A 25,147-nucleotide genomic window follows, 5' to 3' on the forward strand; every position below is an offset into this window, starting at 1 on the left:
CGGGGATGAGTTAGACGGCGAGGGCGTCGGCCAGCCGTTCTAGCGCGGGGTTGATGATGTCTTCCACCCGCCGGCGCAGGGTGGCGGGGGACTGGGTGGCGTCGATGCCGAGGAACGCGAGCTTGGCGGGGTCGGCGATGAGGTCCTTCACCGTGTACTTCTGGGCGACGTAGAGGTCGAAAATGAGGCCCCACTCGACCGGGCTCAGGTCCTCGCGGCATTGCTGGTAGATTTCCTCGAAGCGCCAGGTGGCGGGACGGTCGCGGTCGCTCGCGGCGGGATCGGCGAGCTGCACGGCGCTGCCTTCCTCGCTTTCCATGCCCTCGAGGCTGTGCAGCTGCTCCGGCCGCGCCTTCTGGGTGGTCTTGCGGCGCAGTGCGTCGATCGCGCGGAAGCCGATCCGGCGGCAGAAGTTGGGAATGATCTCTTCGAAGACAATCAGCTCCTCGATCGGTGCCTGCTTCCCGTCGGTCTTGGCCAGGGCGAGCGAGGCCACGGTGTCGTTGAACACTTCCTCTCCGTCCTCGTCGGGCAGACCCTTGCGTTTGAGGATCTGGAAGCCGAAAGGGCGCAGGAAGCGGTCGAGCTGCGACCACTCGGGGTGGGCGAAGCGGCCGTCGGTCTTGCGCTGCTGGAGGGCGGGCAGGTCGAGGTTCCTTTCGTAGCGCGCGTCTTCCGGGTCGCGGTGGCGCTGCTGGTCGCGGCTCAGTTTCCGCTCCTCGGCGACATGCCACTTCGAGGTCTCGGCGGCCTCGCCGAGGACGCTGGCGCTGGTTTCAGCGGGCAGGGCGCTTTCGTCGCGCATCCTCACCTGTTGCAGCAGCAGCGGCTCGCCGATCCTGCGTGCGGTGTCGCGGTCCAACAGCACGCCGGTGACCGGCCGCTGCAAGCGCTCGAGCATCGCATTCCAGAGGTCCTCCCAGAAGACCTCGTTCTCCACCTTTCCGGTCGTGGTCACGTGATCGGAATGCCACCAGAGGTCCCGGGGGGTGGCAACGAAAACCCAACCGGCGGTGAGGCGGGTGGAGTCGGGGAATGGAACGGGCGTGCTCATCGGATGACCTCGATTCGTGAACCGCGGGCGGCGATTTCAAATTTTCGCGACGGATGGAGCGGCACCGGGGGTCGCGGAAAAAAACTCCACGATTTTTGCAATCGGCCGGCGGGGGCTGCGAAGGGACGGCCACAAGGGACAACCGCCCGATCGAAACCAATGAAACAACAATCATCCATCCGCCGCGCCGCGCTTCCCCTGGGACTGGGGGTCCTCGCGCTGACAACCGCCGCCTCCCCTGCCCTGGAAGTGGTCGCCGCTTCCTTCGGGGGCTGCGGCCTCAGTGGCAGCGCCAACTACACGACGCTCGGCACCAGCGCCCCGTCCGCCGCCCGCCCGGTCGGCTGCGCTTCGTCGATGCTCTGCCCGGGTCCGCTGTTCAGCGCCTACCGGCCCTCGCTCAGCGGCCTGCCGAAGGTGCACCTGGTCAAGTCCGGCCCCGGCGTCCTCACGCTGATGGCCGTGCCCGATGCCCCCGGCTGGTCCTGGCAGCAGTCGACCAACCTCGTCAGCTGGACGCCGATGGCGGAACCGCTGGCAAACCCGCAGCTCATCCCGATGGACCAGCCGCGCCGCTTCTTCCGCCTCGAACAACCCTGACCGACTTCCACACCGAATCCTTCTTCCAACCAAACAAGACCAACCATCATGAAAACCAACCTTATCATTCCCGCCATCGCTTCCGTCCTGACCCTCACCGCCATGGCCGACGTGCCGCACATGATCCACCACCAGGGGATCCTGCAGGACAACGAAGGCGTGCCGGTCAACGGCCCCGCCGAGTTCAAGTTCGCCTTCGTCAACCAGGCCGGTGACGAGAGCTTCTGGAGCAACGACGGCACCAGCGTGGCCGGCGCGGAGCCGACCAACTTCGTCGCGCTGCCGGTCAGCGACGGCCTCTTCAACGTGCAGCTCGGCGACACCGGGATCGGCATGCTGGAGCTGCCGCCCTCGGTATTCGCCTCCAACGAGGTCTTCCTGCGCATCTGGGTCAACGGCGAGCAGCTCGCCCCCGACCGCCAGGTCACGTCGGTCGGCTTCGCGATGCAGGCCGCCACCGTCGCCGCCGGTGCCATCAATCCCGGCAGCATCCCGGACAACACGATCCAGTCGAACCACATCGTCGACCACAGCATCACCTCGGCCGACCTCGCCCCGGCGCTGACGATCAACTCCCTCAACCTCGAGCAGGCCGGCAAGCTGCGCACCGAGCTGTCGTCTTCGGCCGGCGGACGCCTGCGCTTGTGGGACGGACTCGACACCATGACCGCCTACCTCGGCACCACCGTCGGTGGCGGCGACCTGAACCTGTTCCAGATGAACGGCAAGCCCGGGATCATGCTCAATGGCGACGCCGCGACCTATTCCAACGGCGCCTCCGCCGGCGGTGAACTCACCGTGCACGACAGCGCCGGCAACGTCGGCGTGCTGCTCGACGGCCAGAACAACGGCGGCGCGCGCATCTCGGTGAACAAGCCGGGCGGCTTCCAGCCCTTCGTCGACATCTTCGGCAACGGCAGCAACGACGGTGCCGAGGTCCGGGTGCTCGGCAACAAGGGCGTGAAAGGCGTCGAGATCTTCGGCCAAGGCAGCCCCGGCGGCCTCGGCAACGCCGATCCCAACAACCCCGACGGCCGCAATGTCGATGGTGCGGGCCAGATCAACCTCTATCAGTCCGGCGGCCTCGGCGCGGTGATCTACGGCAGCGCGGTCGGCGGCGGCGGTGCCATCAGTCTGCGCAACCAGGCCACCGACACGAAATTCATCCTGAGCGGCGGCCCTTACTCCGCGAGCATGAAGATGGCCCAGAATTCCGGCGTCGTCAGCATCGAGGCCGATGCCGCCCACGGCACCTTCGGCGGATCCCGCTTCGTGATGCGCCAGGACGTCACCAACAAGGGCGCGGTCAACACCATCCAGCTCGACGGCGGCACCAACGACCTCGGCGACGGCGGCGGCCGCGTGCGGCTGCGCAACGAAAGCGGCCAGGTGACCGTTGAACTCGATGCCGCCGACGGCGACGGCAACGGCCTGGTCCGCACCCAGGTGCTCGAGATCACCGGCGGCAGCGACCTTTCCGAGCAATTCAACATCAACGGCAACGACCTCAAGCCGGAGCCCGGCATGCTGGTCTCGATCGATCCCGTCAACGCCGGCGAGCTGGTGCTCAGCACCACCGCCTACGACCGCACCGCGGCCGGGGTCATCAGCGGCGCCGGCGGCGTGAATCCCGGGATGATGATGGGCCAGGACGGCTCGATCGCCGACGGCGATCATCCGGTCGCCCTCACCGGCCGCGTCTACTGCTACGTCGACGCCTCCTTCGGGGCGATCGAACCGGGCGACCTGATCACCACCTCGTCCACGCCGGGCCACGGCATGAAGGTCGGCGACCACGACCAGGCGCAGGGCGCGATCGTCGGCAAGGCGATGACCAGCCTCAAGGACGGCCGCGGCCTGGTGCTGGTGCTGGTTTCGCTCCAGTGAGCCGGCGGCCTGGGAACCCGAACCCGAACCACGAGATGAAAACCAAGCTTCTTCAAATCGCCGCGACCGCCCTGGTGGTCGCGGCCATCCCCACCGCCCCGGCGGTGCCCGCCGTCTCCGGCCGGCCGGTGCCTGAGCTGACCGACCTCGACGACATGATGTCGAACTACATGGACGCCAACGGCATCACCGCCGGCGTGCTCGGCCTGGTCCAGGATGGCCGCATCGTCTACCTCCGCGGCTTCGGCGAGGACTACAACGGCGACGACCTGCCGGAGAATGCGCTGTTCCGCATCGCCAGCCTCACCAAGCCGGTCACCGCGGCGGCGATCCGCAAGCTGGTCGCGGATCCGTCCAACACCAATGCCTTCAACCTCGGCCAGCCGGGCGGCGGCATCCTCAACCTCGCGGCCTGGCCGTCTCTCGGTGACAACCGCTGGCAGAACGTGTCCGTCTTCCACCTGATCAACCACCAGGGCGGCCAGAACGTGGATCCCGACGGAGACGGCACCAACGACGTTCCCGACTGGACCTATCAGGAGGCGAACATTGCCGGCCAGATGGGGGTGGATTCACCGCCGGGACGCGTTTCGACCATGCGCTTCATCCTCGGCCAGCCGCTCCAGCAGAATCCGGGCAATGGCACCATCTTCGGGACCTGGGCGACCGGACGGACCTACTCGAACGCGGGTTACCTCGCGCTGGGACTCATCGTCGAGCAGCTCAGCGGCCAGAGCTACATCAACTACATCCGGCGGAGCGTCCTGACGCCGGCGATGTGGGTGCCGTCCACCGAGATCCACTCCGGCCGCACCTTCCGCGAATGGCAGAACGCCCGCGAGCCTCGCTACCACAGCGACGGCGACTTCGCCAACGTCTACGACAACTACGGTCCGGACGAGGTCGAGGCGCCCTACGGTTCCTGGGACCACGACGCCCGCACCGGCCAGGGCTCCTTCGTCACCTCCGCGGCGGCCTACCTGACCCTGGCCGACCACTACCGCGTCGGCTATTCGGGCGGCAACATGGGCGAGTCACTCGACGACTTCCCGCTGGTCAACCAGACCGGCCACACCGGCTCGATGCCCAGCGGCTCGAACAGCGCCGTCACCCAGCGGACCGACGGTTATCGGATCTTCGTCGCCTTCAACCGCACCGGCTCGCCGAACTTCGCAGGAGCCATGCAGGGGCTGGTCGACGACTACCTCGACAACAACATCATCCCCGAGATCCATCGTACTTCCGACGGATTCTGGACCGAGCCCAGCGGAGGCGCCGGCACCGACGTCGGCGGCTTCCACCAGCCCTTCCATTCCTTCGCCTCGGCGATGGCCAAGACCACCAGCGGCAGCAAGATCCGCCTCAAGCCCGGCAGCACCGGTTGGACCGGCACCATCAAGAAACGCACCCGCCTCGATGCCCCGCTCGGCATCGCGAGGATCGGGCTGTGATTCGACCGTTTGATCAAGTGCCGGCGCATTCGCGAAAGCGCAATGCGCCGGCTTCGCTGTACGTATGTCACCCCGCCACCTCGCTAGCGGGTTTCGCGGAACCCGTCCTCGTTCTCCTTCCCGTCCCTCGTCCTCGACGCCTCCGGAAGCGATGGGGGCCCTGCGGATCATGAGATCCTCTCGGGCGTTCGATGGCGGGGAACCCAGCTTCAGGGTAGCCCGGTTCCCCGTCTCCCCGGATTGTTCGCGCGGCAGTCAACTTGACGATCTTCAGACAATAGGCCCTCTGACATGGCCAATTGGATCAGGCGATTGACCCCCGACCTTCGGATTGCTAGATCCACGGTATCACGAATGGTAGCTTGCCTTGGAGCCCTGGCCTCGACTCCTTGATGAGGATCAGAGAGGCGCATCGGATGGGAAACCGGCTGCGCCCTGGCGTCGGATTGTGAGAAGGGAAGTTCATGAAGGGAATCCCGATATATGCGGACGGTTGGGTCGGGGGATTGGGACTTCCCCGTTATGATTCATGGAAGCTCAGCCGATGGCTGGTAGGCGACGGGGAGTCCATCAAGCATTCGGCGATCGTTGCCGAACTCGAATGCGAAGCCGCCGTGATCGAGCTCGAGGTTTTCTACCGGGGAACACTCCACCAACGGATTGCCCAGGGTGAGTCGTTCTCGCGGTCAGAGCCCATCGGCTTCATCCGTTGTTCCGACGAGGAATACGCGGAGTACCTGCAATCAGAGAACGCGCGCCGCATTTGCATTTCCCTCGAGCCGGGGGAGCTTCGTGAAGTTGAAAGCTTGAAGGGCGGTGAATCGAACGAGGATTTTGTCACCCGTGTCTTCCGCGCCGGACTTTCGCAATTCCGGCCTGCCCCATGAACGCCGGATGGAGCCCAACCCCCCCACGAAATGAGCTTTTCGCCACGCGACACAGTTGAAGGTCCCCAGGTTGTCCAGAGATGGAAAGGGTTTCTCTCTGCATTGGGGTGTCAGAGCTCCGAGAAAGAGACGTCTGGATTCTGCGCTGCCGATCGGTTCGTCTTTCCGGAGACGACTTTTCGAATCGAGAGGGGAGATCGATGGTACGGCTGCGTGTTTGATCTGGCGGACTCCAAGGACATCACCGCGGGAATGGTCGCGGATCATGGGTACCTGGCGATCGCGGGTTCAGCAGGCGGCTCCAGTCTTCTCATCAATGTGATGCCTGACCGCTTCGGGTGGTGCCGATGGCTTGCTCCAGGCTGGGATCACGCCGACCCGAAGGATTTCGACTTGATCGTTACCGGTCTCACCGGGCCGCCTTGGGAAGTCATTGAAGACATGATGGAGTATGACGACGAATACATCGATGATGTGCGATTCCCGCGGTGGATGTGAAGCGTGGTCTGTCCGGATTCCGGAGCGCAACGATCTAACAGACTCACGTCCCCGGCCATCGCGCCGGGCGTTTTGGTCGGGGAGCGGAACACCGCGCCGGCGGGTCACTTCCCGAGCTCCGCTTCCAGGAAGGCCCACTCGTCGGCGGTGCGGTCGATGACCTTGGCGAGGGCCGTGCCGGCGCCATGGCCGGCGCTGGTGTCGATGCGGATCAAGACCGGCGGGCCGCCGGCTGCCTGGCATTCCTGGAGGCGGGCGGCGAACTTGAAGCTGTGGGCGGGGACAACGCGGTCGTCGTGGTCGGCGGTGGTCACCATCGTGGCGGGGTAGCGGGTGCCGGCGCGCAGGTTGTGATACGGGGAGTATCGTAGCAGGGCCTGGAACTCATCCGGGTTCTCCGGGCTGCCGTAGTCCTTTTCCCAGGCCCAGCCGATCGTGAACTTGTGGAAGCGGAGCATGTCCATGACGCCGACGGCGGGCAGGCAGGCGCCGAAGAGGTCGGGCCGCTGGGTCATGCAGGCGCCGACCAGCAGGCCGCCGTTGCTGCCACCCTGGATGGCGAGGCGGGAGGAACGGGTGTATTTCTCCCGCACCAGCCATTCGGCGACGGCGATGAAGTCGTCGAAGACATTCTGCTTGCGCAGGCGGGTGCCGGCGGCGTGCCACTCGCTGCCGTATTCACCGCCGCCGCGGAGGTTCGCCACGGCGAGGATGCCGCCACGTTCCAGCCAGACCGCGCGGGAGACCGAGAAGCCGGGGGTCAGGCTGATGTTGAACCCGCCGTAGCCATAGAGTAGCGCGCGGTGGCTGCCGTCGGGGACCAGGCCCTTCTTGTGAACGAGGAAGACCGGGACCTTGGTGCCGTCCTTGCCGGGCACGAATACCTGGGTGGTCTCGTAGGCGTCGCCGTTGAAGTCGACCTTCGGCCGCTTCCACAGCGTGCTCTTGCCGCTGGCGAGGTCGTAGCGGTAGATCGCGCCGGGATCGGTGAAGCCGGTGAACGAGTAGAAGGTCCGGGTTTCGCCGCGGCGGCCCGCGAAGCCATCGACGCTGCCGATGCCGGGCAGCTCGACCTCGCGGATGAGCTTGCCGGCCAGGTCGCGGGCGACGACCGCGCTCCGGGCGTCCCGCAGGTAGAGGCAGATCAGCTGGCCGCCGACGTTGCGGACGTCGCGGAGCAGGTCCTTGCCTTCGGGGATGATCTCTTTCCAGAAGTCGCGCTCCGGCTGCTTGACGTCGATCGCGATCACCCGGTGGCGCGGGGCGTCGAGACCGGTGAGGAAGAACATCACGTCGCCCTCGTTGCCGATGAACTCGTAGTGCGCGTCGGCCTTGTCGAGGAGTTCGACGACCGGCGCGTCTTCCTTGGCGAGGTCGCGGTAGAAGACGCGGTTCTTGGGGTCGGTGCCGTCGCTGACGTGGATGATCAGGAAGCGCCCGTCATCGGTCACGCCGCCGTTGAAGCCCCATTGGGGCTGGTCCTTGCGCTCATAGACGAGGCGATCTTCCGACTGCGGGGTGCCGAGGCGGTGAAAGCACAGCTTCTGGAACTCGTTCTTCTGGGTGAGCTCGTCGCCGTCGCCGGGCTCGGCGTAGCGGCTGTAGTAGAAGCCGCTGCCATCCTTGGCCCAGGAGAGGCCGCTGAACTTCACCCATTTCAAGTGGTCGCCCGTGTCCCGGCCGGTGGCGACGTCGCGGACGAGGATCTCGTTCCAGTCGCTGCCGCCGCGCGAGATGGAGTAGGCGATCCGGCTGCCATCCTCGCTGGGCTCGAAGTCGGCGAGGGCCACGGTGCCGTCGTCCGACAGCCGGTTGGGGTCGAGCAGCACCCGGGGTTCGCCGTCGAGGCGGTCCGCGACCATCAGTACCGACTGGTTCTGCAGCCCGGTGTTGTGGTGGTAAAACCAGCGGCCGCCGTGCTCGCGGGGCTGGCCGGTGCGCTCGAAGTTCCAGGCCTCGGCGAGGCGGGCGCGGATCTCGGCGCGGTGGGGGAGCGTCGAGAGGAAGGTTTGGGTGACCTGGTTCTGCGCTTTGACCCAGGCTTTGGTTTCCTCCGAGTTGTCATCCTCGAGCCAGCGGTAGGGGTCGGCCACCGTGCTGCCGTGGAGTTCCTCGGTAAGGTCGAGCTTGCGGCTTTCAGGGTAGTCGATCGCGGCGGCGACGCCGTGCAGAGAGCTCATGGTGATTAGGATGCGGAGAATGTTCGAATTCATGGAATCAAAGGCAAGGTGAGCCGAAAGGATGGTAATTGATGCACTTTGGTGGCTCGAAAGTGACTGATTGTGCCGAATAAATGTCTCGATTGGCGAGCCTCTAACACGGAAATTGACGCGCTTGCGATGCTTTGATGATCATCGCTAACCCCCAAAACCAAGCAATGAAAAGCAACACTCCCCTCCTGGTGTCGTTGGCTTCGGCCATTCTTTCCGTCGTCCCGGCCCAGGCCACCGTTCCGGAAAACTACATCACCGTGAACGCCAAGGTCTCCTACCAACAGGGCGAGATCTACAGCGGATCCAACGCCCGCGCGGTGGGCGGCACGGTCAAAGGCGTGCTCGGCACGCTGCGGATCAGCACCAAGGACCTGCTCAAGGTTCTCGCCGACGATCTGGCCATCACCCTGCCGAAGGGCGCCCGCTTCCTCCACTACAACGGTGGGACATTCCTGACCGCCTCCGCCAAGGGTGACCCGAACACGATGTGGATCGTCGACAAGGACGGCAACACGATCGCCAACGTCAGCAGCTACTTCAACCTGTACTTCAATCTCTACAGCCTGATTTACGAAGGGAAATACAACTTCGAGAACGGCGACGAGAACACCAAGAACCGGTTTCCGTTCGAAATCATGTTCGACTACTACATCTATGGTGGATCCCCGGCGCTCCAGGCGCGCGGCAGTTCTTCCTCGATGGGTGTCTACCTGCAGGGCAACGGCGTGATCAAGGAAGACTTCCACGCCAAGCAGAAGGACTTCGAGTACAAGGCGAGCAACACCGGCAAGGGTGACGGCTATGTCGTCGGCTACGTCGGCGACAACGTGAAGCGTGGCCTGGAAGGCGCCAATGCGATGGGTTACTTCAGCATCCGCTTCAACGGCGAGCAGGTCTACTTCGACGAATGACCCGCAGCACTTCCCTTGCGCTCGGCGGCGTCGCGCTGCTGGTCGCCGTGATCGCCGGTTACCGGATCGTCCCCCGCGGGGGGGAGGATCCCCCGGCGGCTGCGGCCCCCGCGGCGCACGCAACGGCGAAGGCCCGGCCGGTGAATGAGCCGGCGGGGGGCAGCGCGATCGTCAAGGTTGCGGTGGCCGACATGCCGGACCCCCAGCTTTCGCCGCACACCGCCGGCTCGGAGGCCCACGAGGCATGGGTGAAGGAACGTTCCAAGGAACTGCTCGAACTGGCGTGGAATGACGACCGCGAGTCGATGCTCGAGATCGTCACCGAGTTGCGGAATCCCGATCCGGAGATCCGTGAAGTGGCGGAGGACGCCACCCGTGAGTTCAGCAGCCGGGACGCGATTCCGGTGTTGCAGGCGATGGTTGCGGCGGACCTGACGGCCGAGCAGAAGGCGGCCTGCCACAAGCTGATCGAGTGGCTGGAACTGCCGACACTGAGCGAGCACGTCGCGGAGCAGCGACGGCTGCATCCGCCGCCGGCGGATGCGGACAAGTAAGCGTGAAGAGCGGCTTTGCGCGGAGGGGGCGCGGGGATTAGGGTGGTGGCGTGAGCGACAACCCGGATTTCCATGCCCCCGAGTCCCAGGCCGCGGGCATGCCGGCGGTGGTTTCGTCGCTGCGCCAGGTCTACGGCAAGGCCGGGGTGATCCGCGGGACCCGGGCCTTGCTCCGCCTGAACCAGGCCGGAGGCTTCGATTGTCCGAGCTGCGCCTGGCCGGATCCCGACGGCGAGCGCTCGGCCGCCGAGTTCTGTGAGAACGGTGCCAAGGCGATCGCCTCCGAGGCCATGGACCGGACGATCGGCCGGGAGTTCTTCGCCGCGCACTCCATCGATGAGCTGCTGGCGGAGAGCGATGCCTGGCACGACCTGCAGGGCCGGCTGGCCGAACCGATGCTGCTGCGCGAGGGCGCGACGCATTACGAACCGGTGGCCTGGGGCGAGGCTTTCGCGATCCTGGCGGACGAGCTGCGCGGGCTGGCGTCGCCGGACGAGGCGGTCTTCTACACGTCCGGCCGCGCCAGCAACGAGGCCGCCTTTCTCTATCAGTTGTTTGCGCGGGTCTTCGGGACCAACAACCTTCCCGACTGCTCGAACATGTGCCACGAGTCGAGCGGCCTGGCCTTGAAGGAGTCGATCGGGGTGGGCAAGGGGACCGTCACGCTGGACGACTTCCTTGAGGCGGAGGTGATCCTCTGCGTCGGGCAGAATCCCGGAACCAATCATCCGCGGATGCTTTCGACCCTGGAGGCGGCGGTGAAGAAGGGTGCGAAGGTGGTGGCGGTCAATCCCTTGAAGGAAGCGGGGCTGATCGGATTCGCCCACCCGCAGCATGTCGCCGGGTTGATGGGGCGGGCCACGCCGCTCGCCTCGACCTACCTGCAGGTGAGGGTCAACGGGGACATGGCCTTGTTCCGCGGGGTGGCGAAGGTGCTGGCGGAGCGCGGGTGCATCGACGAAGGTTTCATTGCGGAACACGGTTCGGGCTACGAGGAATACCGTAGACTGCTCGATGATACCGGCTGGGATGATGTCGAGGCGATGTCGGGGCTGGGGCGAGGGGAGATCGAGTCCCTCGCCGGGCTGCTTGCCGGCGGCGGACGGAGGGTAATCACCTGCTGGGCGATGGGGCTGACGCAGCACCGCAACGCGGTGGCGACGATCCGTGAGATTGCCAACGTGCACCTGATGCTCGGGGCGATCGGCCGCCCGGGCGCAGGCCTGTGCCCGGTGCGCGGGCACAGCAACGTGCAGGGCGACCGCACGATGGGGATCTTCGAGAAGATGCCGGAGAGCTTCCTCGCATCCTTGGAAAAGCAGGCCGGTGTCGCCGTGCCGCGCGAGCATGGGCTCGACACCGTCGGGTCGATCCTGGCGATGCATGACGGCCGCGCGAAGGTCCTGTTCGCGCTCGGCGGGAATTTCGTGCAGGCAACGCCGGACAGCGGGTTCACCGAGGCGGCGGTGCGGCGCTGCCGGCTGACCTGCCATGTTTCGACGAAGCTCAACCGCAGCCACCTGGTCCATGGCCGCCGCGCCCTCATCCTGCCATGCCTCGGCCGCAGCGAGGACGACGCGGGACGCATCGTGACCACGGAGAACTCGATGGGCGTGGTCCAGGCCTCGCGCGGGCGGCTCACGCCGGCGTCGGAGCACTTGCTGAGCGAGATCGAGATCGTCGCCCGCCTGGGCGAGACGGTGGCGGGTGATGTCGGGAAGATCCGCTGGCGCTGGTTGGCGGAGGACTACGACCGGATCCGCCAATGGATCGAGGCGGTGGTGCCGGGCTTCGGGCGCTACAATGAACGGGTTCGCGAGGCGGGTGGATTTTATCTGCCCAACGCGGCGAAGGATCGGGTCTGGCACACCCCGGATGGCAAGGCGCGCTTCAGCGCGTCGCCGCTCGAGGCGGTGGCCGCGGCACCCGGCCGGTTCCTGCTGCAGACGCTGCGCAGTCACGATCAGTTCAACACCACGGTCTACGGCCTGGACGACCGCTACCGCGGGATCTCCGGGATGCGTGATATCGTTTTCCTCCATCCCGGTGACCTTGCGGCGCTCGGCGTGAAGCCCGGCGGGCGGATCGACGTGACCAGCCATTGGCGCGACGGCGAGCGCCATCTCGCGGGCTTCCGCGCCATTCCTTACGACCTGCCGGCCGGCACGGCGGCGGCCTACTTTCCCGAGGCGAACGTGCTGGTCCCGGTCGGGCATGTGGCGCTCGGCAGCAACACGCCGGCCAGCAAGAGCATCGAGGTCAGCATCGCGCCGGCAGGTTGAGGGATCGTTAGACAAAAGGGTTTGAAAAGGCGGCGGAATCGGTGCGAGATTCATGATCGCCATGAAGGTGAGACGTCTCCTCCCGCGTCTGGTCCGCTGGCCGAAGACTGCCCTGGGCCGGGTGGCATTCGGGTTCGGTCTGTTGTTCGGGATCGTGGTCGCGGGAATCGGTCTGATCGCGGGCAGCGTGTGGATGGAGCACAAGTATCCCAGCGACGAGGAGGGCATGGCCATCCTGCCGCGGACCCAGCGCTGGATCACCCGGCCGATCGTCGCGGCCTTGGGCCGCGAGATCCAAAGCCACTACCGGCGGACGTCGGAGGCGCGCTACCTGGAGACCGGACTTTCCCTGGCGGAAACCATCGGGCGCTTCCTCGATGTAGATGAAGACCTGGTCACGCGCCGCGAGCTGGCCTTCCGCCTCGCCCGCGAGGGCACACCCGAGGCGCTTGCCGCCTTGGAGGCGGTGTTGCAATCCGCGGCGACGGCGGACCAGGTGTTCATTCTGCGGCTGATCGGCCGGGCAGGGAATCCGGCGACGATCCCGCTGCTGGTCCAGATGGCCCGTGACCCGGCGAAGAAGGCGGCTTGCGGGGCGATCGAGGCGCTGGGGATGATCGGTGGCGACGAGGCCACCGCCCGGGTGGCGACAATCCTGTCGGGCGACGCGTGGCCGCGGTCGTCGCGGATCCAGGCGGCGATCACGCTGGGGTCGATGGGCACCACCGCGTCGCGGCTGGCGCTGGGGGATGCGTTCGGGGCGATGCCTTCGCCGGAACTTGCCGCTGAAATCCTCAGCGGGCTGGGTCGCTACGATTTCGAGCAGGTGGCGCCGACTTTCCGGTCGTTCCTTGCGGACGAGGGAGCCGACGGCGCGCTGCGGGTGGTGGCGGTGGAAGCGCTTGCGAATTCGTCGCCCGACGCGGTGCCGTACCTGATCGAACTTGCCCGTGCCGACGGCGATGCCGAGGTCCGGGAATCGGCGGCGTGGGCGATCAGCACCCAACCGGGCATCGGGGCTTTCGGCGATCCCTTGGTCGACATGACCGCGGTGGAACCCGAGGAGGACGTCCGGCGCCGCTTGTATGAGGCGATGCTCCATTTGCCCGGGCTCCCACCCGGACGGATCCTCCCGCTGGTGCTGGAAGAAACCGACACGGCGGCGCGGGTTGCGGGTCTCAATGCGCTCGGCCGAGCGGCGCGGGAGCATCCGGGATCGGCGGAAACCGCTCGATTCGACCTGGAACTGGTCCCCGAGCTGCGCCGGATCGCCACCCGGCCGAACAGCCTGAATCTCCAGATGCGCGCGGTTTTCGCCCTGCGGCGCGCAGGTACCCCGGCGGCGGGCGAAGCACTCGCCGCCATTGCAAACGAAGCCCCGCCGCCGGTCGCCGCGGCGGCGCGCAACGGACTGGCGGCGATCTCCCCGTGAAAGACCACGCATCATGAAAGCACTCCCTCTCCTCCCGCGGATCACCTTTTCCGCGCTGCTGGCGGTCCTGGCATGGACCGGCCACGCCGGCGCGACCGGCGAAGACGACTTCGACAACAACCACAAGAGCAACGACAAGTGGGGCGCTGACATCAAGTGGGGCAACGGCGTCCTGACCGAGACCAACCAGCGGGCCGAGTACACCTGCGCCAATGCCACCACCTTCGACCAGTTGAACTGGCCGTGGCAGGCGGCGCGCTTGCCCTACAACGCCGACTGGGAGGTGCAGGTCGAGGTTTACAACATGACCGCACCGACCGAGTCGTTCCAGGAAAGCAGCCTCGGGATCTCGATCGATAGTCCGCTTTCGGCCGGCGATTTCTTCTACAACGAGCTCTACAAATCGGTGTTCCTCGCCAACCCCGCGGACTCGGGCTTCCACGGTTCGCTTTACAAGAACGACTCGAACGTCGATTTCACCGATACCAGCAACCTCCCGACCTCGATGGGGGCGGTGCGGATCACTTGGAATGCCGCCACCAAGGTCGCGACCTTGTACTACGACACCAATCCGGGCGACGGTTACCAATGGACGGAGTACGGGAGTTTCGGGCTCGCGGGTTCCGGCGGGGCCACCGCCAATACCAACTGGGGAATGGGCGACAGCGACCAGTTCTTCATGTCGATCTACGGCTACTCCTCGCTGATGCTGGCCTCGGGCGGTCAGATGTATCTGGACAACTTTTCAGAGACCGGTGGCGTGGCCTCGAACGGCGGCCAGCGGCCGGATCCGACCGGCAACTTCGAGTTTCCCTTCCCGGTCGGCAACGACCTGCTGACCCGGATCTCCAGCCTGACCGGCAACTACCAGGGGGTGTCGCCGGTCATCCCGAACCGGTCCTACAATTTCGACGTGGCGCAGGACGAATCCGGCAAGGTCATGGGGATGGGCACGGTGTCCGGGGTCGAGGACCAGAACGGCAACAGCGACCTCGACCTGAGCCTCGGCAAGGTGAAGACCTCCAACGACGAACCCGTCGCCGAGATCAAGAACAACTTCAAGGGAACCGCCGATGGCATGGACGCGACTTTCAAATCGAAGGGCGTGTTTCCGCTCGAGCTGGTGGAGGTCGGTTCGGTTCCGCTGCTGGCCGGCGGGGTGGCGCTGCCGATGGGTGTGACCGGCTCCGCTTCATACAATGGCAAGGTTGCCGGTGTTCCCTTCAAAGGGAAGAACGAGCCGCTTGAGTTCGAATCCCCGCCCGGGGCCTCGGACAACCTCAAGCAGGACTGGACGCTGCAGCTCGATATCGCCCGCAAGGAAATCAAGGGCAAGGAACGCACGGTGGCGTCGGCCGTCCTGACCCTGCCGACCGGTGAGGTCGTCGAGTTCCCCGAAAAGCCGGTGAAGTATTCGCAGACCAAGGGCTACAAGATCTCCTTCAAGAAGGGCACCAACACGACAGTGGTGCCGAACGCGATCGACAAGAAGACGTCGGTGGTGCTCACGGGATTGAATTTCGAGCAGCAGGGAGACGACTGGATCCCCAATGCCGGAACCATCAGTTACCGCTTTCTCGGCCAGCGGGGAGTGGCGGACTTGACCGAGTTCCTGGCGCCTTGACGGGGTCCCAGATCAGGCGGAAGCCGCTGCCGGGCGACGTCGCCTGCCGGATGACGTCGCCGGCCGTGAGGGTCGCCGTGCCGTCGACGGGGAGACCGGCGGAGGCGAGGGCTTCCGCCGTCCAGCGGTTGCACATGCGCGGGAAGCGGTAGCTCAGCTCGTCCGGGCAGCGGATCAGTCGACCGTCGCCCCAGCTGGTGGCGGCCACGGTCAGCGGCCGGCCCTGCTCGTCGAGCTGGGCGTGGGCATTCAGGAAGCGGGCGAGCGGGACCCCGGACGAGCGCGGCAGCTCGGCGACATAGACCCGCTGGTGCAGGCAGACTTCCTCGACCTTCCAATCGAAGGGGATGCACTCCATCACCGACGGGGTCGGCAGCACCAGCGCCCGGAACACCTGGACCGGGGACAGCCAGCGCTCCTGGACGTAGGCCGTTTCATCGCCCCAGCTCATGGACACGTAGCGGTGGTTGCCGATCCCCGGCGGCTTCACATAGCCGCACTCCTCGAGCCAGCGCAGCTCGAAGACCAGGCCGGTGTGCAGCGGGTCGGCCAGCAGGTGGACCTGCACCCGGCCGCCATCTGCCAGCGGAGTGGGGACGGGCGCGGGCAAGCGGCTCGACGATGCGACCATCAGGGCACCTGCCAGGGGCCGGAGCGGGAGGGGAGGTGGCATGGCGGACAGGGGAAAAACCTCGCTGGCATGATGCCCCGCCGTGGATGCCCGAACCAGACCAAAGTCGGAACTTCCGTCACGGGATCACGCGCTGCGGTCCACTGTAGACCTTGCAACGCGGCGGGCGGAGGAAGGCCACCAGGGTCTGGTTGGCCTGGCGGGCGAAGTCGATCGCCAGCGAGGACGGCGCGGAGATCGCGGCGACCAGCGGGATGCGGCCGGCCAGGGCCTTCTGCATGATCTCGAACGAAACCCTGCCGGACACCAGCAGGAAGCAGTCGTCCAGGCAGGTGCCATGCTGCAGCGCGTGGCCGAGCACCTTGTCGACGGCATTGTGGCGGCCGATGTCCTCACGTACGACGATCGGCGTACCATCGGCCCGGAAGATCCCCGCGGCGTGGAGACCGCCGGTGCGGGCGAAGACGGACTGGCGGGCGGCCAGCTGGTCCGGTGCGGCCATCAGCACCTCGCGGCGGAAATCCGGACCGTCCGGCAGCGGGGGCAGGCAGGCGGTGATCGCGTCGATCGACGCCTTGCCACACATCCCGCAGGACGAGGCGGTGAACACGTGCCGCGTCAACCGGGCGAGATCGACCTCGACGCCGTCGTGGAGAAACACCAGCGCGTGGTTGTCGCGGGACCCGGTGTCGATCTTCCGCACCTGGCCGGCGGAAGTGACCACGCCTTCGGTAAGCAGGAAGCCGAGCGCCAGTTCCGCGTCGTCGCCGGGGGTGCGCATGGTCACCGCGACCGGATGGCCGTCGACGACGATCTGCAGCGGCTCCTCGATCACCACCCGGTCGATGGCTTCCCCGCCGCTGGCGTCGATGGCCGTGACTTGCTTGTCCATGCGGGCTCTTGGGTAGGCGCTGGACGCGGGCGGTGAAAGCGTCGAATCCGCTGCAGCGGCTACTTCAACCAGCCGAGCGCAGCGAGGAAGCGGTCGGCCTCGGCCAGCGTTTTGGAGGCGAAGGGCTTGCGGTTGAAGAAGCCGTGCGGCTGCTTTTCGTAGCCGACGAGTTCGCACGGCCGGCCGGTCTTCTTCATCTCCGCGGTGAAGGCGGCGGCCGTCGCATAGGGCACGGTGGCGTCGCCGGTGCCGTGAAGGATCAGGGTCGGTGGCGTGTGGGGGCCGATGTGGTGGGCCGGCGAGAGGTCGGCGGGCTTCGCGCCGAGGCGCTTTTCCCCGACCCGCGTGCCGAATCCCTCGGGCGACTTCCCGCCGAGTGGCGCGAGCACCAGGGCGGGATTGAACAGGATCATCGCGTCAGAACGTTCCTCGGTGCCGAAGCCCGGCAGCGTTCCCGTGCAGGCGGCGACATGGCCGCCTGCCGATCCCCCGGCGGCCGCGATGCGGGTGGGATCGATGCCAAGCCGCGGCGCGTTCTTCCGGACCCAGGCGATACAAGCCTTGCCGTCCTTCACGCATTCGACGGCCGGCACCTGCTGGCGTGACTTGACCCGGTAGTCGGCGGTGATGGCGATCATCCCTTTCTCCGCGAAATGGCGGCACTGCTTTTCGAACTGGGCCGGGGATCCGGTGTTCCAACCGCCGCCGAAGAAGAACACGATGGCGGGCTTCGGGTGGTCCGGCGCGGCGTCCCCGAAGATCCACAGCTTCAGCCGGGTTTCCCCCACCTCGCGGTAGACCTCGGCGCGGGAGCCGGCCATCTGCGGCGGGTAGTCGAAGGCGTGCGCGGAAATCGCGGTCAGCAGGAGCAGCAGGGCGCGGAACACGGGGAGAGTAACCGGTCGGAACGCGCCAATGTTTCGCGGATCCGCGACAAAGGCGGATGCGGGCAGCCGCGTCAGCGGCCGTCGTCGATCAGCAGCTCCTTCAAGCTCTTCACCCGCTGGGCGGTGAGGCGGCCGCGGATGCCTTCGTGGATCATCGGCCACATGCTGCCGCCGCGGGCCTCGGCATCGGCGCGGAAGGTGGCCTCGGCATCGCGGAAGGCGACCCAGGCGCGCTGGGCGACCTTGAGCCGTTGCTTGCTCTCGTCGTCCAGCTCGCGCATCACCTTCACGTAGACTTGGTTGAGCTCCTTGTCGGCTTTCTCGAAAGCCGCGGCCGCTTCGGCGTTCATCTCGGCTTGGGATTGGGCCGGCGCGATTGCGGGCACGCAGGTCGCGGACAGGAGGAGGGCAAGCCATGGCGCTTTCATGGCGGAAGCGTGGCAAAGCGACGGCGTCACTTCAACGGGAAGTAAATCGAGTAGCGTTCGAGCCCGATGCGGTGGAACGGCAGCATCGGCCGCGGGCCGGTGGTGGTCGCGAGGGTATAGCGGAGCTCATCGCCGGCGGACCGCGTCAAAAGCCCGGCGCCACCGCCGCGCGGCACCGCGGGAACCTTGTCCGGGTCCATCTCCTTGCGGACGAGCTGGATGAAGGGAACGCTGCCATCGGCGTAGAAGTCGGATTTCTCCAGCCCTTCGCGGCCGAGCGGGGCGGCCAGCAGGAGGGGACCGTGGAAAAACGCCGCGTAGCCGCCGCCGGCGCTGGTTTCGATGCGCGGCGCGGTGGGGAAGTAGGCTTGGAGGACGTCGCCGCCGCTCCAGGTCCGTTGGAGATCGAAGTAGCTGCCGGCGTGGACTTCCTGGCCGAGGTCCTTGCCGTTGAGGCGGAAGCGGACCTTCGCCGCATCGACCCAGCCGGGGATGCGGACCGACAGGGTGAAGTCGGCCGGCCGGTCGGCCTTCACGCCGAGCGTGACGATGCCGTCGTCCGGGTAGGCGGTGGTTTGGCGCAATTCGATGCCCTTCTCCCGCCAATGCACCACCGACGGGATGAAGAGGTTGACCATCAGCCGCCGGTCGTTGGCCGAGTAGATGTAGGAACCGTAGCGGCCGTGGTTTTCCATGCCGCTGCCGACGCAGCACCAGAAGGCATCGAAGGGCTGCGAGTAGCGCTTTTAGTGGCCGGGCCGGGTGTGGGTGTAGTAGGCGAAGCCGTTGCCGGGTGCGGGGCCGATGGACGGCAGGATGTGATTGTAGAGGGCGCGCTCGATGTCGTCGGCGTAGCGGGCCTCGGGCTGAAGCTCGTGGAGCTGGCGGGTCAGCTTGAGGAGATTGTAGGTGTTGCAGGTCTCGGGACCGCAGATCTCGGTCAGCTTGCGGTCGAAGTCGGCCGGGGGAATGAAGGCCTCCCAGATGCTGTTGCCGCCGAAGGCGAAGGTTTACTGGTGGAGGACCGCTTCGCGGAAATTCCGCGCCGCCGTGTGCCAGCGCGGCTCGCCGGTGGCCGCGAACATCCAGGCGCAGGCGCTGAGGTAGTGGCTGACGATGGCCGATCCGTTCTTCTCCCAACCGCCGCAGAGCGGTGCCTCCGGCTTCAGGCCTGCCGCGGCGCGCATGCCGGAAAGCAGGCGATCGGATTCCAGCTCCAGCAGGTAGTCCAGATCCCGCCGCTGGGCGTCCTTGAACGGACTGTCCAGCAGCCGGACGTCCCCGACGGGCACCGCCGGCATCTCCAGGCGGGGGATTCCGGCGCTCGCCACGTCGGCCAGCAGAGGGAAAAACATTAAACAAGCGCGTTTCACGGGGCAAATTGCCAGCGATCGGGAGATTTCTCGCAAGGAAGGGCGATCTTTTTCACCGGAAGTCGCGCTTCGCCTTCTCCGCTCTTGGCGGGTCGGGCTCCGCCCCTACAATTCCGCCATGCCGGATGACGAAGCCACCCTCCCCGTCGAAGACCTGCTGCGTGCGGTCGATGCGGAGGATCGCAGCGCCATTCGCGCGCTGGCCGAGGAAATCCACTACGCCGACCTGGCGCACGCCTACCAGGAAATCGAGGCGGACCAGCGCGAGCAGTTCCTGAAGACCATCGGCCCGGCCGAGGCGGCGGACATGATCGTCGAGCTGCCCGACACGATGATCGAGGAGGCGCTTGATGCCTTCAGCCCCTCCGAGCTCAAGGTGCTGTTCCGCGAACTTTCCGACGACGACCGCGTCGACGTGCTGCAGGACGTGGGCGACGAGGCCCGGCTGCGCTTCCTCGGCCTGCTCGGACCGGAGGACGAGGAGCTCACCCGTTCGCTGCTCAAATACGAGCACGACACCGCCGGCGGCCGGATGACCACCAAGACCGGCCGGGTTTTCGCCAACCAGACGGTCAAGCAGGCGATCGAGATGCTGCGCCGCAGCCAGGAGTCGACCGAGACCCTGAGCCGGATCTTCGTGGTCGATGCCAAGGGCAGGCTGATTGGCAAGCTGCGCTTCCGCGACCTCGCCTTCAACACCTGGGACACGCCGATCCGCGACATCATGCGCGAGATCGGCCCCGAGCGCGTGCTGGCCTCGGCCGACCAGGAAGAGGCGGCCAACATGCTGCTGAAATACGACCTCATCGCGCTGCCGGTGATCGATGAATTCGAGCACCTGCTCGGCATCATCACCCACGACGACGCGATGGAGATCCTGCAGGAAGAAAGCACCGAGGACATCGAGAAGATCGCGGGTATCGGCGGCGACCAGTCGGAGGAGACCTACCTCAACACCTCCATCCTCACCCAGTTCCGCAAGCGCGCCGGCTGGCTGACCGGGCTGGCTTTCGTATCGATCATTTCCGGTTACGTGATGATGCGCTTCGGCACAGTCCTCAGCCAGGTGTTCCTGCTGTCCCTGTTCCTGCCGATGGTGGTGGCGGCCGGCGGCAATACCGGCGGCCAGGCCTCGACGATGGTCATCCGCGCGATGTCGCTGGGCGAGATCGAGCCCGGCCAGGCCCTGCGGGTGTCGTGGAAGGAACTGCGCACCGGCTTTTTCCTCGGGCTGCTGCTCGGGACCTGCATGGCGGTTTTCACCCTGTTCATCCTGCCCGCCTTCCAGATCAAGCTCCCCGAAGGCATGACCCTGCCGAAGATGGCTCTGACCGTGGCCGTCGCCCTCACCAGCCAGGTGACCTCGGCGACCTTCCTCGGCTCGCTGCTGCCGCTCGGCGCGCGGGCGGTGAAGCTCGACCCGGCGGTGGTCTCGGCCCCGGCGATCGCGGCGATCGTCGATGTCTCGGGCATGGTGATCTATTTCACCGTCGCCCGGGCAATCCTGGGCCTCTGAGATCCAGCGCCTTGCCGGCCGGCCAAGTGACAGGATCGGGTGCGTTTTACGATTGACCCCGGGAGGGCTTTGCGGCCCTCTTCCGGCTCTTGCGACGCATTCGCAATAAATATCCTCTTTGAAGTGCCCTGTCATGAACCCCAGCACCCGAATTGAACTCACCACCACCGCCGCGCTGCTCGCGGTGATCACCGCGGCCTCTGCCCAGGATGCCATGACGCCGATCGACAACACGCTCGAAGGCCTGACGGTGGTCGGCAGTGCCGAGGAAATCTGGACCCTGCCGGGCTCCGCCTACTACGTGGACACCGAGGAGATCCGCGAGCACGGCTACACCAGCATCAACCAGGTGCTGGCCAAAGTGCCGGGCGTGTATGTCCGCGAGGAGGACGGTTTCGGCAACTTTCCCAACGTCTCGCTGCGCGGCGCCGACGGCACCCGCAGCCAGAAGGTGACGATCATGGAAGACGGCATCCTGACCGCGCCGTCGCCGTACTCCGCTCCGGCCGCCTATTACTCGCCGAAAGTGGCGCGCATGTCGGGCGTCGAAGTGCTGAAAGGCTCCAGCCAGGTCCGCTACGGCCCGCACACCACCGGCGGCGTGCTCAATTTCCTCTCCACCGAGATCCCGGACGAGGCGACCTTCTACTCGCGCACCACCGGCGGCAGCTACGGCACCTTTTTCAACCACACCTACTACGGCGACACGATCGAGACCGAGGCCGGCCGCTTCGGCTACCTGCTCGAGGTGATGGCGCAGACCACCGACGGCTTCCGTGACATCGATGGTGGCGGTGACAGCGGCTTCGACCTGGTCGAGCCGATGATCAAGTTGTTCTGGGAGCCGAACACCGCGCTCAAGCAGCGCTTCGAGTTCAAGTTCGGCGCCAGCGACCAGGAGGCCGACGAAACCTACCTCGGCTTGAGCGAATTCGACGTCCGGGCCTTCCCCGACCGCCGCTACGCCGCGACCCGCTTCGATTCCTTCGACTCCGAAGCGACCCGCACCTACCTGAAATGGATCGCCGAACCGAGCGACCTGCTGCGGATCGAAAGCGCGGCCTACTTCAACACCTTCAACCGCAGCTGGGACAAGCTCGACCAGGTGAACGGCACCTCGCTGCACCAGGCGCTGCTCGATCCGGCCCGCGTCGCGGTGCTCAACGGCTCGGCGGCGGGGACCCTCCGCACCACCGACAACATGCGCGACCACGAGGCCTTCGGCTGGCAGAACCAGGCGAACTTCCGTTTCGATACCGGCCCGCTCGCCCACGACCTGGCCGTCGGGTTCCGCCTCCACTACGACCGCGAGGACCGCCTCCAGCAGCGCGACACCTACACCGGCAACGGCGCCGGCAACTTCGCGCTGACCGGTGCCACGCCGATCACCTTCGGCGGCATCAACGAGGTCTTCGCCACCGCCCTCTTCGTCGAGGATGAGATCAAGACCGGTCGCCTGACCTTGCGCCCCGGCGTCCGCTACGAGTTCCTCGATCTCGACTACACCAACTCCGGCTGGAGCCAGTTCTCGGGCAACGAGAACCTGTTCATGGCCGGCATCGGCGCGAACTACGAACTCGACGACTGCAACAGCATCATCGGCGGCATCTACCGCGGCATGTCGTCGCCGGCGCCGAACGCCTACCTCACCGCCGGCACCGAGGCCGAGGAAAGCCTCGGCTATGAGATTGGATGGCGCCACCGCCGCGACGCGTTCAGCGCGGAGCTTGTCGGCTTCTACACCGACTTCGACCAGCTGATCTCCACCGACGCCGGCTTCGGCGTGGGCGCGCCCAGCCAGAACGCCGGCGAGGCGGACATCATCGGCATCGAGTCGCTCGTCCAGTACGACGCCGGCCAGGCCGCCGGTTGGGCGCTGAGCGTGCCGACCTATGTCAGCGCCACCTGGACCAGCGCCGAGTTCAAGAACACCACCAGCTTCCTGGCCGGCGGCGGCGACGCCGTCTATCAGGGCGGCCGCGACGGCAACGAGATCCCCTACGTCCCGGACTGGAAGCTTGCCGCCGGCATCGGCGTGGCGGGTGAAAAGTGGGGCGTGAACCTCGACATGTACTACGTCAATACGAGCTGGGGCACCGGCTTCAACGGCGACTCGCGTGCCGCGCTGACCGGCGGCACCCCGACGATCCGCGACGGCAAGATCGACGCCCTGCTGACTTTCGATCTCACCGGCCACTACCAGGTGACCGAGAACGTCAGGCTGGTCGGTGGCATCACCAACCTCTTCGACGAACGCGGGATCGTCAGCCGCATCCCGGAAGGCCCGCGCACCAACGCGCCGCGCATGTGGTTCACCGGGGCCGAGCTGACTTTCTAACATTCATCTGTTTGCGCATCGGCCGGGCCGGGGTCTCCTCACGGGGACTCCGGTCCTGCCATTTTCGCCTAGCCCGCCGGAATCCGGGGGGTAGATTCGCCGCAATGACGCCGACGCTCGAGGACACCTTGGATCGCGCCCGCCGGGACCGTCCCGGAGCCCTGCCCGCGGACTTTTCCTCCGCCTTGATGGCGCGGATCGCGGCGGAAGGGGAGCGGTTCCGGATCGGCCCGCAGCTTGCCGTCGCCCTTGCCGCCGCGGTGATGCTCGCCGCCACGGCGATCGGCCGCTGGCAGTCGCACGGGGGTGAGCGCCCGACGCTGACCGTATTCGGCACCGCCTCCACCAGCTCGCCCTTCGTGAATCCGTGAGGCGCCCCGCGGCCATCGCCCTGTGGGCCACCGCGACGGTTGCCCTCGCGGGAGTCACCGCGTTCCTGGTGTCCCGGCCGGACCACCACCACGCGGGATCGGAGGAGGACTTCCACCAGTGGATGCACGATCAGTTGCACATCAGCGTGGAACAGGAAGCGGCGCTTGCCCCGTTCGAGAAGTCCTTCGAGAAGGAGCGGTTGCGGCTCCGTGATGAGATCGCAGGGGCCGGCCGTGCCCTCGCCGACGCGGTGCGGCAGGGCGATCCGGATTCGCCGGAAATCAAGCAGGCCCTGACCCGCCTCAACTCGCTTCAGGCCGAGCTCCAGCGGGCGACCTTGGAGCATTTCTTCGCGATGAAGGAGCACCTCGATCCCGGCCAGGCGGAGAAACTCCTGCAATGGACCCATGACAGCATCGTCCCTGAATAGTGCCCTCGGCTGTGCCGCCCTGCCGGCGGTCGCGACGCCGGACGAGGCCCTCGAGGCGGGTCTGGTGGAGGCCGCGCAAGGCGGCTGCCCGGACGCTTTCCGCTCCCTGGTCGAGCGTCACCAGCAGCGGATCTATCACTTTTGCTTCCACTACCTCCGCCATGCCTGCGAGGCCCGCGAAGCCTGTCAGGACACCTTCATCCGGGCGCATCGGGCGCTCGGGAGCTACCGGCCGCGGGCCCGCTTCAGCACCTGGCTGTTCCGGATCGCGCTCAACCTCTGCCGCGACCGTGCCCGTCGCCGGCGCGTGCCGACGGAAGCGATCGATCCCGAACTGCCCTGTCCGCGCGGCGCGCCCGACGATTCGGCGATGCGCGACGCCGACCTGGCCAAGCTCGACCGCGGCCTCGCGGCCCTGCCGGAGAAGTTCCGCGCGGTGATCGTGTTGAGCTGCCTCGACGGCCTCAGCCACGCCGAGTGCGCGGCGGTCTTGAAATGCTCCGAGCGCTCGGTCGAAGGCCGGCTCTACCGGGCCCGGCGGAAGCTCGCGGCGTGGTGGGAGGAGTAGGGTTCTCCGTCAGCCTGCGAGAGCGGGGTGGCGGGCCCACGTTCAAGCACAGCGAGGCGTTTTCGTTCCAGGTCGCGACCGACACCCAGGAGCAAACGGACCGCCATTGGGATGCGATCGTCGGCAACGGCGGCGAGGAAAGCGCCTGCGACTGGTGCCCGGACCGCTGGGGGATTTCCTGGCAGATCACGCCCCGCATTCTCACCGGGGCCCTGCCCGCCGGCGGGGACGAGGCGAGGAACGTAGCGCGACTTTTCAAGTTGCGGGCGGGTGCAGCCGAGTTCGGCCCGACGGATTGAAGCCATGATCCGGTGTCCGA

General features: G+C 66.6%; 23 protein-coding genes and 2 pseudogenes. 16 read left to right on the plus strand and 9 right to left on the minus strand.

What is annotated here, in order from left to right:
- Nucleotides 1–10: 10 nt before the first annotated feature.
- Nucleotides 11–1,054: a hypothetical protein gene (locus IG178_RS17295; RefSeq protein ID WP_193213831.1), complete on the minus strand. Its 1,044-nt coding sequence runs from the start codon at nt 1,052–1,054 to the stop codon at nt 11–13.
- 159 nt (nt 1,055–1,213) lie between these two features.
- Between IG178_RS17295 and IG178_RS17300 the strand changes: the two genes are divergently transcribed.
- The 5 genes from IG178_RS17300 (at nt 1,214) to IG178_RS17320 (ending at nt 6,377) form a co-directional block, all read left to right on the plus strand.
- Complete coding sequence (locus IG178_RS17300) at nt 1,214–1,654, plus strand: hypothetical protein (RefSeq protein ID WP_193213832.1); 441 nt, start codon at nt 1,214–1,216, stop codon at nt 1,652–1,654.
- A gap of 48 nt (nt 1,655–1,702) precedes the next feature.
- On the plus strand, nt 1,703–3,541 hold the full coding sequence (locus tag IG178_RS17305) for a DUF8740 domain-containing protein (RefSeq protein WP_193213833.1): 1,839 nt from the start codon (nt 1,703–1,705) through the stop codon (nt 3,539–3,541).
- A gap of 35 nt (nt 3,542–3,576) precedes the next feature.
- A complete protein-coding gene (locus IG178_RS17310) occupies nt 3,577–4,992 on the plus strand; it encodes a serine hydrolase domain-containing protein (protein ID WP_193213834.1) in 1,416 nt (471 codons plus the stop codon).
- A gap of 464 nt (nt 4,993–5,456) precedes the next feature.
- Nucleotides 5,457–5,879 (plus strand): biotin/lipoyl attachment domain-containing protein, encoded by a 423-nt coding sequence (locus IG178_RS17315; RefSeq protein ID WP_193213835.1) that lies wholly within the window; start codon nt 5,457–5,459, stop codon nt 5,877–5,879.
- A gap of 30 nt (nt 5,880–5,909) precedes the next feature.
- A complete protein-coding gene (locus tag IG178_RS17320) occupies nt 5,910–6,377 on the plus strand; it encodes a hypothetical protein (protein ID WP_193213836.1) in 468 nt (155 codons plus the stop codon).
- Nucleotides 6,378–6,481: 104 nt separating this feature from the next.
- On the opposite strand, the gene IG178_RS17325 is transcribed toward IG178_RS17320, so the two are convergent.
- The gene (locus IG178_RS17325; RefSeq protein ID WP_226895532.1) at nt 6,482–8,557 is read right to left on the minus strand and encodes a prolyl oligopeptidase family serine peptidase; all 2,076 of its coding nucleotides are present in this window, start codon (nt 8,555–8,557) and stop codon (nt 6,482–6,484) included.
- A 197-nt stretch (nt 8,558–8,754) separates the two neighbouring features.
- Between IG178_RS17325 and IG178_RS17330 the strand changes: the two genes are divergently transcribed.
- The 5 genes from IG178_RS17330 (at nt 8,755) to IG178_RS17350 (ending at nt 15,393) form a co-directional block, all read left to right on the plus strand.
- Complete coding sequence (locus IG178_RS17330; RefSeq protein WP_193213838.1) at nt 8,755–9,501, plus strand: hypothetical protein; 747 nt, start codon at nt 8,755–8,757, stop codon at nt 9,499–9,501.
- Nucleotides 9,498–10,055 (plus strand): hypothetical protein, encoded by a 558-nt coding sequence (locus IG178_RS17335; protein WP_193213839.1) that lies wholly within the window; start codon nt 9,498–9,500, stop codon nt 10,053–10,055. The genes IG178_RS17330 and IG178_RS17335 overlap by 4 nt, the downstream gene beginning before the upstream one ends.
- A gap of 50 nt (nt 10,056–10,105) precedes the next feature.
- On the plus strand, nt 10,106–12,337 hold the full coding sequence (locus IG178_RS17340; RefSeq protein ID WP_343226001.1) for an FdhF/YdeP family oxidoreductase: 2,232 nt from the start codon (nt 10,106–10,108) through the stop codon (nt 12,335–12,337).
- Nucleotides 12,338–12,404: 67 nt separating this feature from the next.
- Nucleotides 12,405–13,769, plus strand: a complete 1,365-nt coding sequence (locus IG178_RS17345) for a HEAT repeat domain-containing protein (RefSeq protein WP_193213840.1) — start codon at nt 12,405–12,407, stop codon at nt 13,767–13,769.
- Nucleotides 13,770–13,782: 13 nt separating this feature from the next.
- The gene (locus IG178_RS17350; protein WP_193213841.1) at nt 13,783–15,393 is read left to right on the plus strand and encodes a hypothetical protein; all 1,611 of its coding nucleotides are present in this window, start codon (nt 13,783–13,785) and stop codon (nt 15,391–15,393) included.
- On the opposite strand, the gene IG178_RS17355 is transcribed toward IG178_RS17350, so the two are convergent.
- The 7 genes and pseudogenes from IG178_RS17355 to IG178_RS17385 form a co-directional block, all read right to left on the minus strand.
- Complete coding sequence (locus IG178_RS17355; RefSeq protein WP_193213842.1) at nt 15,332–16,066, minus strand: DUF2459 domain-containing protein; 735 nt, start codon at nt 16,064–16,066, stop codon at nt 15,332–15,334. The genes IG178_RS17350 and IG178_RS17355 overlap by 62 nt on opposite strands.
- A gap of 76 nt (nt 16,067–16,142) precedes the next feature.
- Complete coding sequence (fdhD, locus tag IG178_RS17360; protein ID WP_193213843.1) at nt 16,143–16,916, minus strand: formate dehydrogenase accessory sulfurtransferase FdhD; 774 nt, start codon at nt 16,914–16,916, stop codon at nt 16,143–16,145.
- Nucleotides 16,917–16,975: 59 nt separating this feature from the next.
- The gene (locus IG178_RS17365; RefSeq protein ID WP_343226002.1) at nt 16,976–17,803 is read right to left on the minus strand and encodes an alpha/beta hydrolase; all 828 of its coding nucleotides are present in this window, start codon (nt 17,801–17,803) and stop codon (nt 16,976–16,978) included.
- A 71-nt stretch (nt 17,804–17,874) separates the two neighbouring features.
- Nucleotides 17,875–18,231: a lysozyme inhibitor LprI family protein gene (locus IG178_RS17370; protein WP_193213844.1), complete on the minus strand. Its 357-nt coding sequence runs from the start codon at nt 18,229–18,231 to the stop codon at nt 17,875–17,877.
- 26 nt (nt 18,232–18,257) lie between these two features.
- A complete protein-coding gene (locus IG178_RS17375; protein ID WP_193213860.1) occupies nt 18,258–18,926 on the minus strand; it encodes a glycoside hydrolase family 127 protein in 669 nt (222 codons plus the stop codon).
- 51 nt (nt 18,927–18,977) lie between these two features.
- Nucleotides 18,978–19,229: pseudogene (locus IG178_RS26380) on the minus strand (beta-L-arabinofuranosidase domain-containing protein); the annotation flags it as partial.
- A gap of 12 nt (nt 19,230–19,241) precedes the next feature.
- Nucleotides 19,242–19,586: a beta-L-arabinofuranosidase domain-containing protein gene (locus IG178_RS17385; protein ID WP_193213845.1), complete on the minus strand. Its 345-nt coding sequence runs from the start codon at nt 19,584–19,586 to the stop codon at nt 19,242–19,244.
- A gap of 136 nt (nt 19,587–19,722) precedes the next feature.
- Between IG178_RS17385 and mgtE the strand changes: the two genes are divergently transcribed.
- The 6 genes and pseudogenes from mgtE to IG178_RS17415 form a co-directional block, all read left to right on the plus strand.
- A complete protein-coding gene (gene mgtE / locus IG178_RS17390) occupies nt 19,723–21,120 on the plus strand; it encodes a magnesium transporter (protein ID WP_193213846.1) in 1,398 nt (465 codons plus the stop codon).
- A 133-nt stretch (nt 21,121–21,253) separates the two neighbouring features.
- Entirely contained in the window at nt 21,254–23,458 is a 2,205-nt protein-coding gene (locus IG178_RS17395) for a TonB-dependent receptor family protein (RefSeq protein ID WP_193213847.1), read from the plus strand.
- 104 nt (nt 23,459–23,562) lie between these two features.
- Complete coding sequence (locus IG178_RS17400; protein ID WP_193213848.1) at nt 23,563–23,829, plus strand: hypothetical protein; 267 nt, start codon at nt 23,563–23,565, stop codon at nt 23,827–23,829.
- Entirely contained in the window at nt 23,826–24,260 is a 435-nt protein-coding gene (locus IG178_RS17405) for a periplasmic heavy metal sensor (protein WP_193213849.1), read from the plus strand. Before IG178_RS17400 ends, IG178_RS17405 begins: the two co-directional genes overlap by 4 nt.
- On the plus strand, nt 24,238–24,828 hold the full coding sequence (locus IG178_RS17410) for an RNA polymerase sigma factor (protein WP_193213850.1): 591 nt from the start codon (nt 24,238–24,240) through the stop codon (nt 24,826–24,828). The genes IG178_RS17405 and IG178_RS17410 overlap by 23 nt, the downstream gene beginning before the upstream one ends.
- A pseudogene (locus tag IG178_RS17415) lies at nt 24,795–25,127 on the plus strand (VOC family protein); the annotation flags it as partial. The gene IG178_RS17410 and the pseudogene IG178_RS17415, both read left to right, overlap by 34 nt.
- Nucleotides 25,128–25,147 lie beyond the last annotated feature (20 nt).

Origin of the sequence: Neoluteolibacter marinus (assembly GCF_014904755.1) — a bacterium.
GTDB classification, from domain to species: domain Bacteria; phylum Verrucomicrobiota; class Verrucomicrobiia; order Verrucomicrobiales; family Akkermansiaceae; genus Haloferula; species Haloferula marina.

What these genes read in the sequence shown, in the direction of transcription:
- IG178_RS17335 (WP_193213839.1), top strand. Translation starts at nt 9,498, where the DNA reads ATGACCCGCAGCACTTCCCTTGCGCTCGGCGGCGTCGCGCTGCTGGTC.
- fdhD (WP_193213843.1), bottom strand. Translation starts at nt 16,916, where the DNA reads ATGGACAAGCAAGTCACGGCCATCGACGCCAGCGGCGGGGAAGCCATC.
- IG178_RS17410 (WP_193213850.1), top strand. Translation starts at nt 24,238, where the DNA reads ATGACAGCATCGTCCCTGAATAGTGCCCTCGGCTGTGCCGCCCTGCCG.
- IG178_RS17375 (WP_193213860.1), bottom strand. Translation starts at nt 18,926, where the DNA reads ATGGAAAACCACGGCCGCTACGGTTCCTACATCTACTCGGCCAACGAC.
- IG178_RS17320 (WP_193213836.1), top strand. Translation starts at nt 5,910, where the DNA reads ATGAGCTTTTCGCCACGCGACACAGTTGAAGGTCCCCAGGTTGTCCAG.
- IG178_RS17385 (WP_193213845.1), bottom strand. Translation starts at nt 19,586, where the DNA reads ATGTTTTTCCCTCTGCTGGCCGACGTGGCGAGCGCCGGAATCCCCCGC.
- IG178_RS17315 (WP_193213835.1), top strand. Translation starts at nt 5,457, where the DNA reads ATGAAGGGAATCCCGATATATGCGGACGGTTGGGTCGGGGGATTGGGA.
- IG178_RS17330 (WP_193213838.1), top strand. Translation starts at nt 8,755, where the DNA reads ATGAAAAGCAACACTCCCCTCCTGGTGTCGTTGGCTTCGGCCATTCTT.
- IG178_RS17300 (WP_193213832.1), top strand. Translation starts at nt 1,214, where the DNA reads ATGAAACAACAATCATCCATCCGCCGCGCCGCGCTTCCCCTGGGACTG.
- mgtE (WP_193213846.1), top strand. Translation starts at nt 19,723, where the DNA reads ATGCCGGATGACGAAGCCACCCTCCCCGTCGAAGACCTGCTGCGTGCG.
- IG178_RS17400 (WP_193213848.1), top strand. Translation starts at nt 23,563, where the DNA reads ATGACGCCGACGCTCGAGGACACCTTGGATCGCGCCCGCCGGGACCGT.
- IG178_RS17310 (WP_193213834.1), top strand. Translation starts at nt 3,577, where the DNA reads ATGAAAACCAAGCTTCTTCAAATCGCCGCGACCGCCCTGGTGGTCGCG.
- IG178_RS17295 (WP_193213831.1), bottom strand. Translation starts at nt 1,054, where the DNA reads ATGAGCACGCCCGTTCCATTCCCCGACTCCACCCGCCTCACCGCCGGT.
- IG178_RS17355 (WP_193213842.1), bottom strand. Translation starts at nt 16,066, where the DNA reads ATGCCACCTCCCCTCCCGCTCCGGCCCCTGGCAGGTGCCCTGATGGTC.
- IG178_RS17395 (WP_193213847.1), top strand. Translation starts at nt 21,254, where the DNA reads ATGAACCCCAGCACCCGAATTGAACTCACCACCACCGCCGCGCTGCTC.
- IG178_RS17325 (WP_226895532.1), bottom strand. Translation starts at nt 8,557, where the DNA reads ATGAGCTCTCTGCACGGCGTCGCCGCCGCGATCGACTACCCTGAAAGC.
- IG178_RS17370 (WP_193213844.1), bottom strand. Translation starts at nt 18,231, where the DNA reads ATGAAAGCGCCATGGCTTGCCCTCCTCCTGTCCGCGACCTGCGTGCCC.
- IG178_RS17305 (WP_193213833.1), top strand. Translation starts at nt 1,703, where the DNA reads ATGAAAACCAACCTTATCATTCCCGCCATCGCTTCCGTCCTGACCCTC.
- IG178_RS17350 (WP_193213841.1), top strand. Translation starts at nt 13,783, where the DNA reads ATGAAAGCACTCCCTCTCCTCCCGCGGATCACCTTTTCCGCGCTGCTG.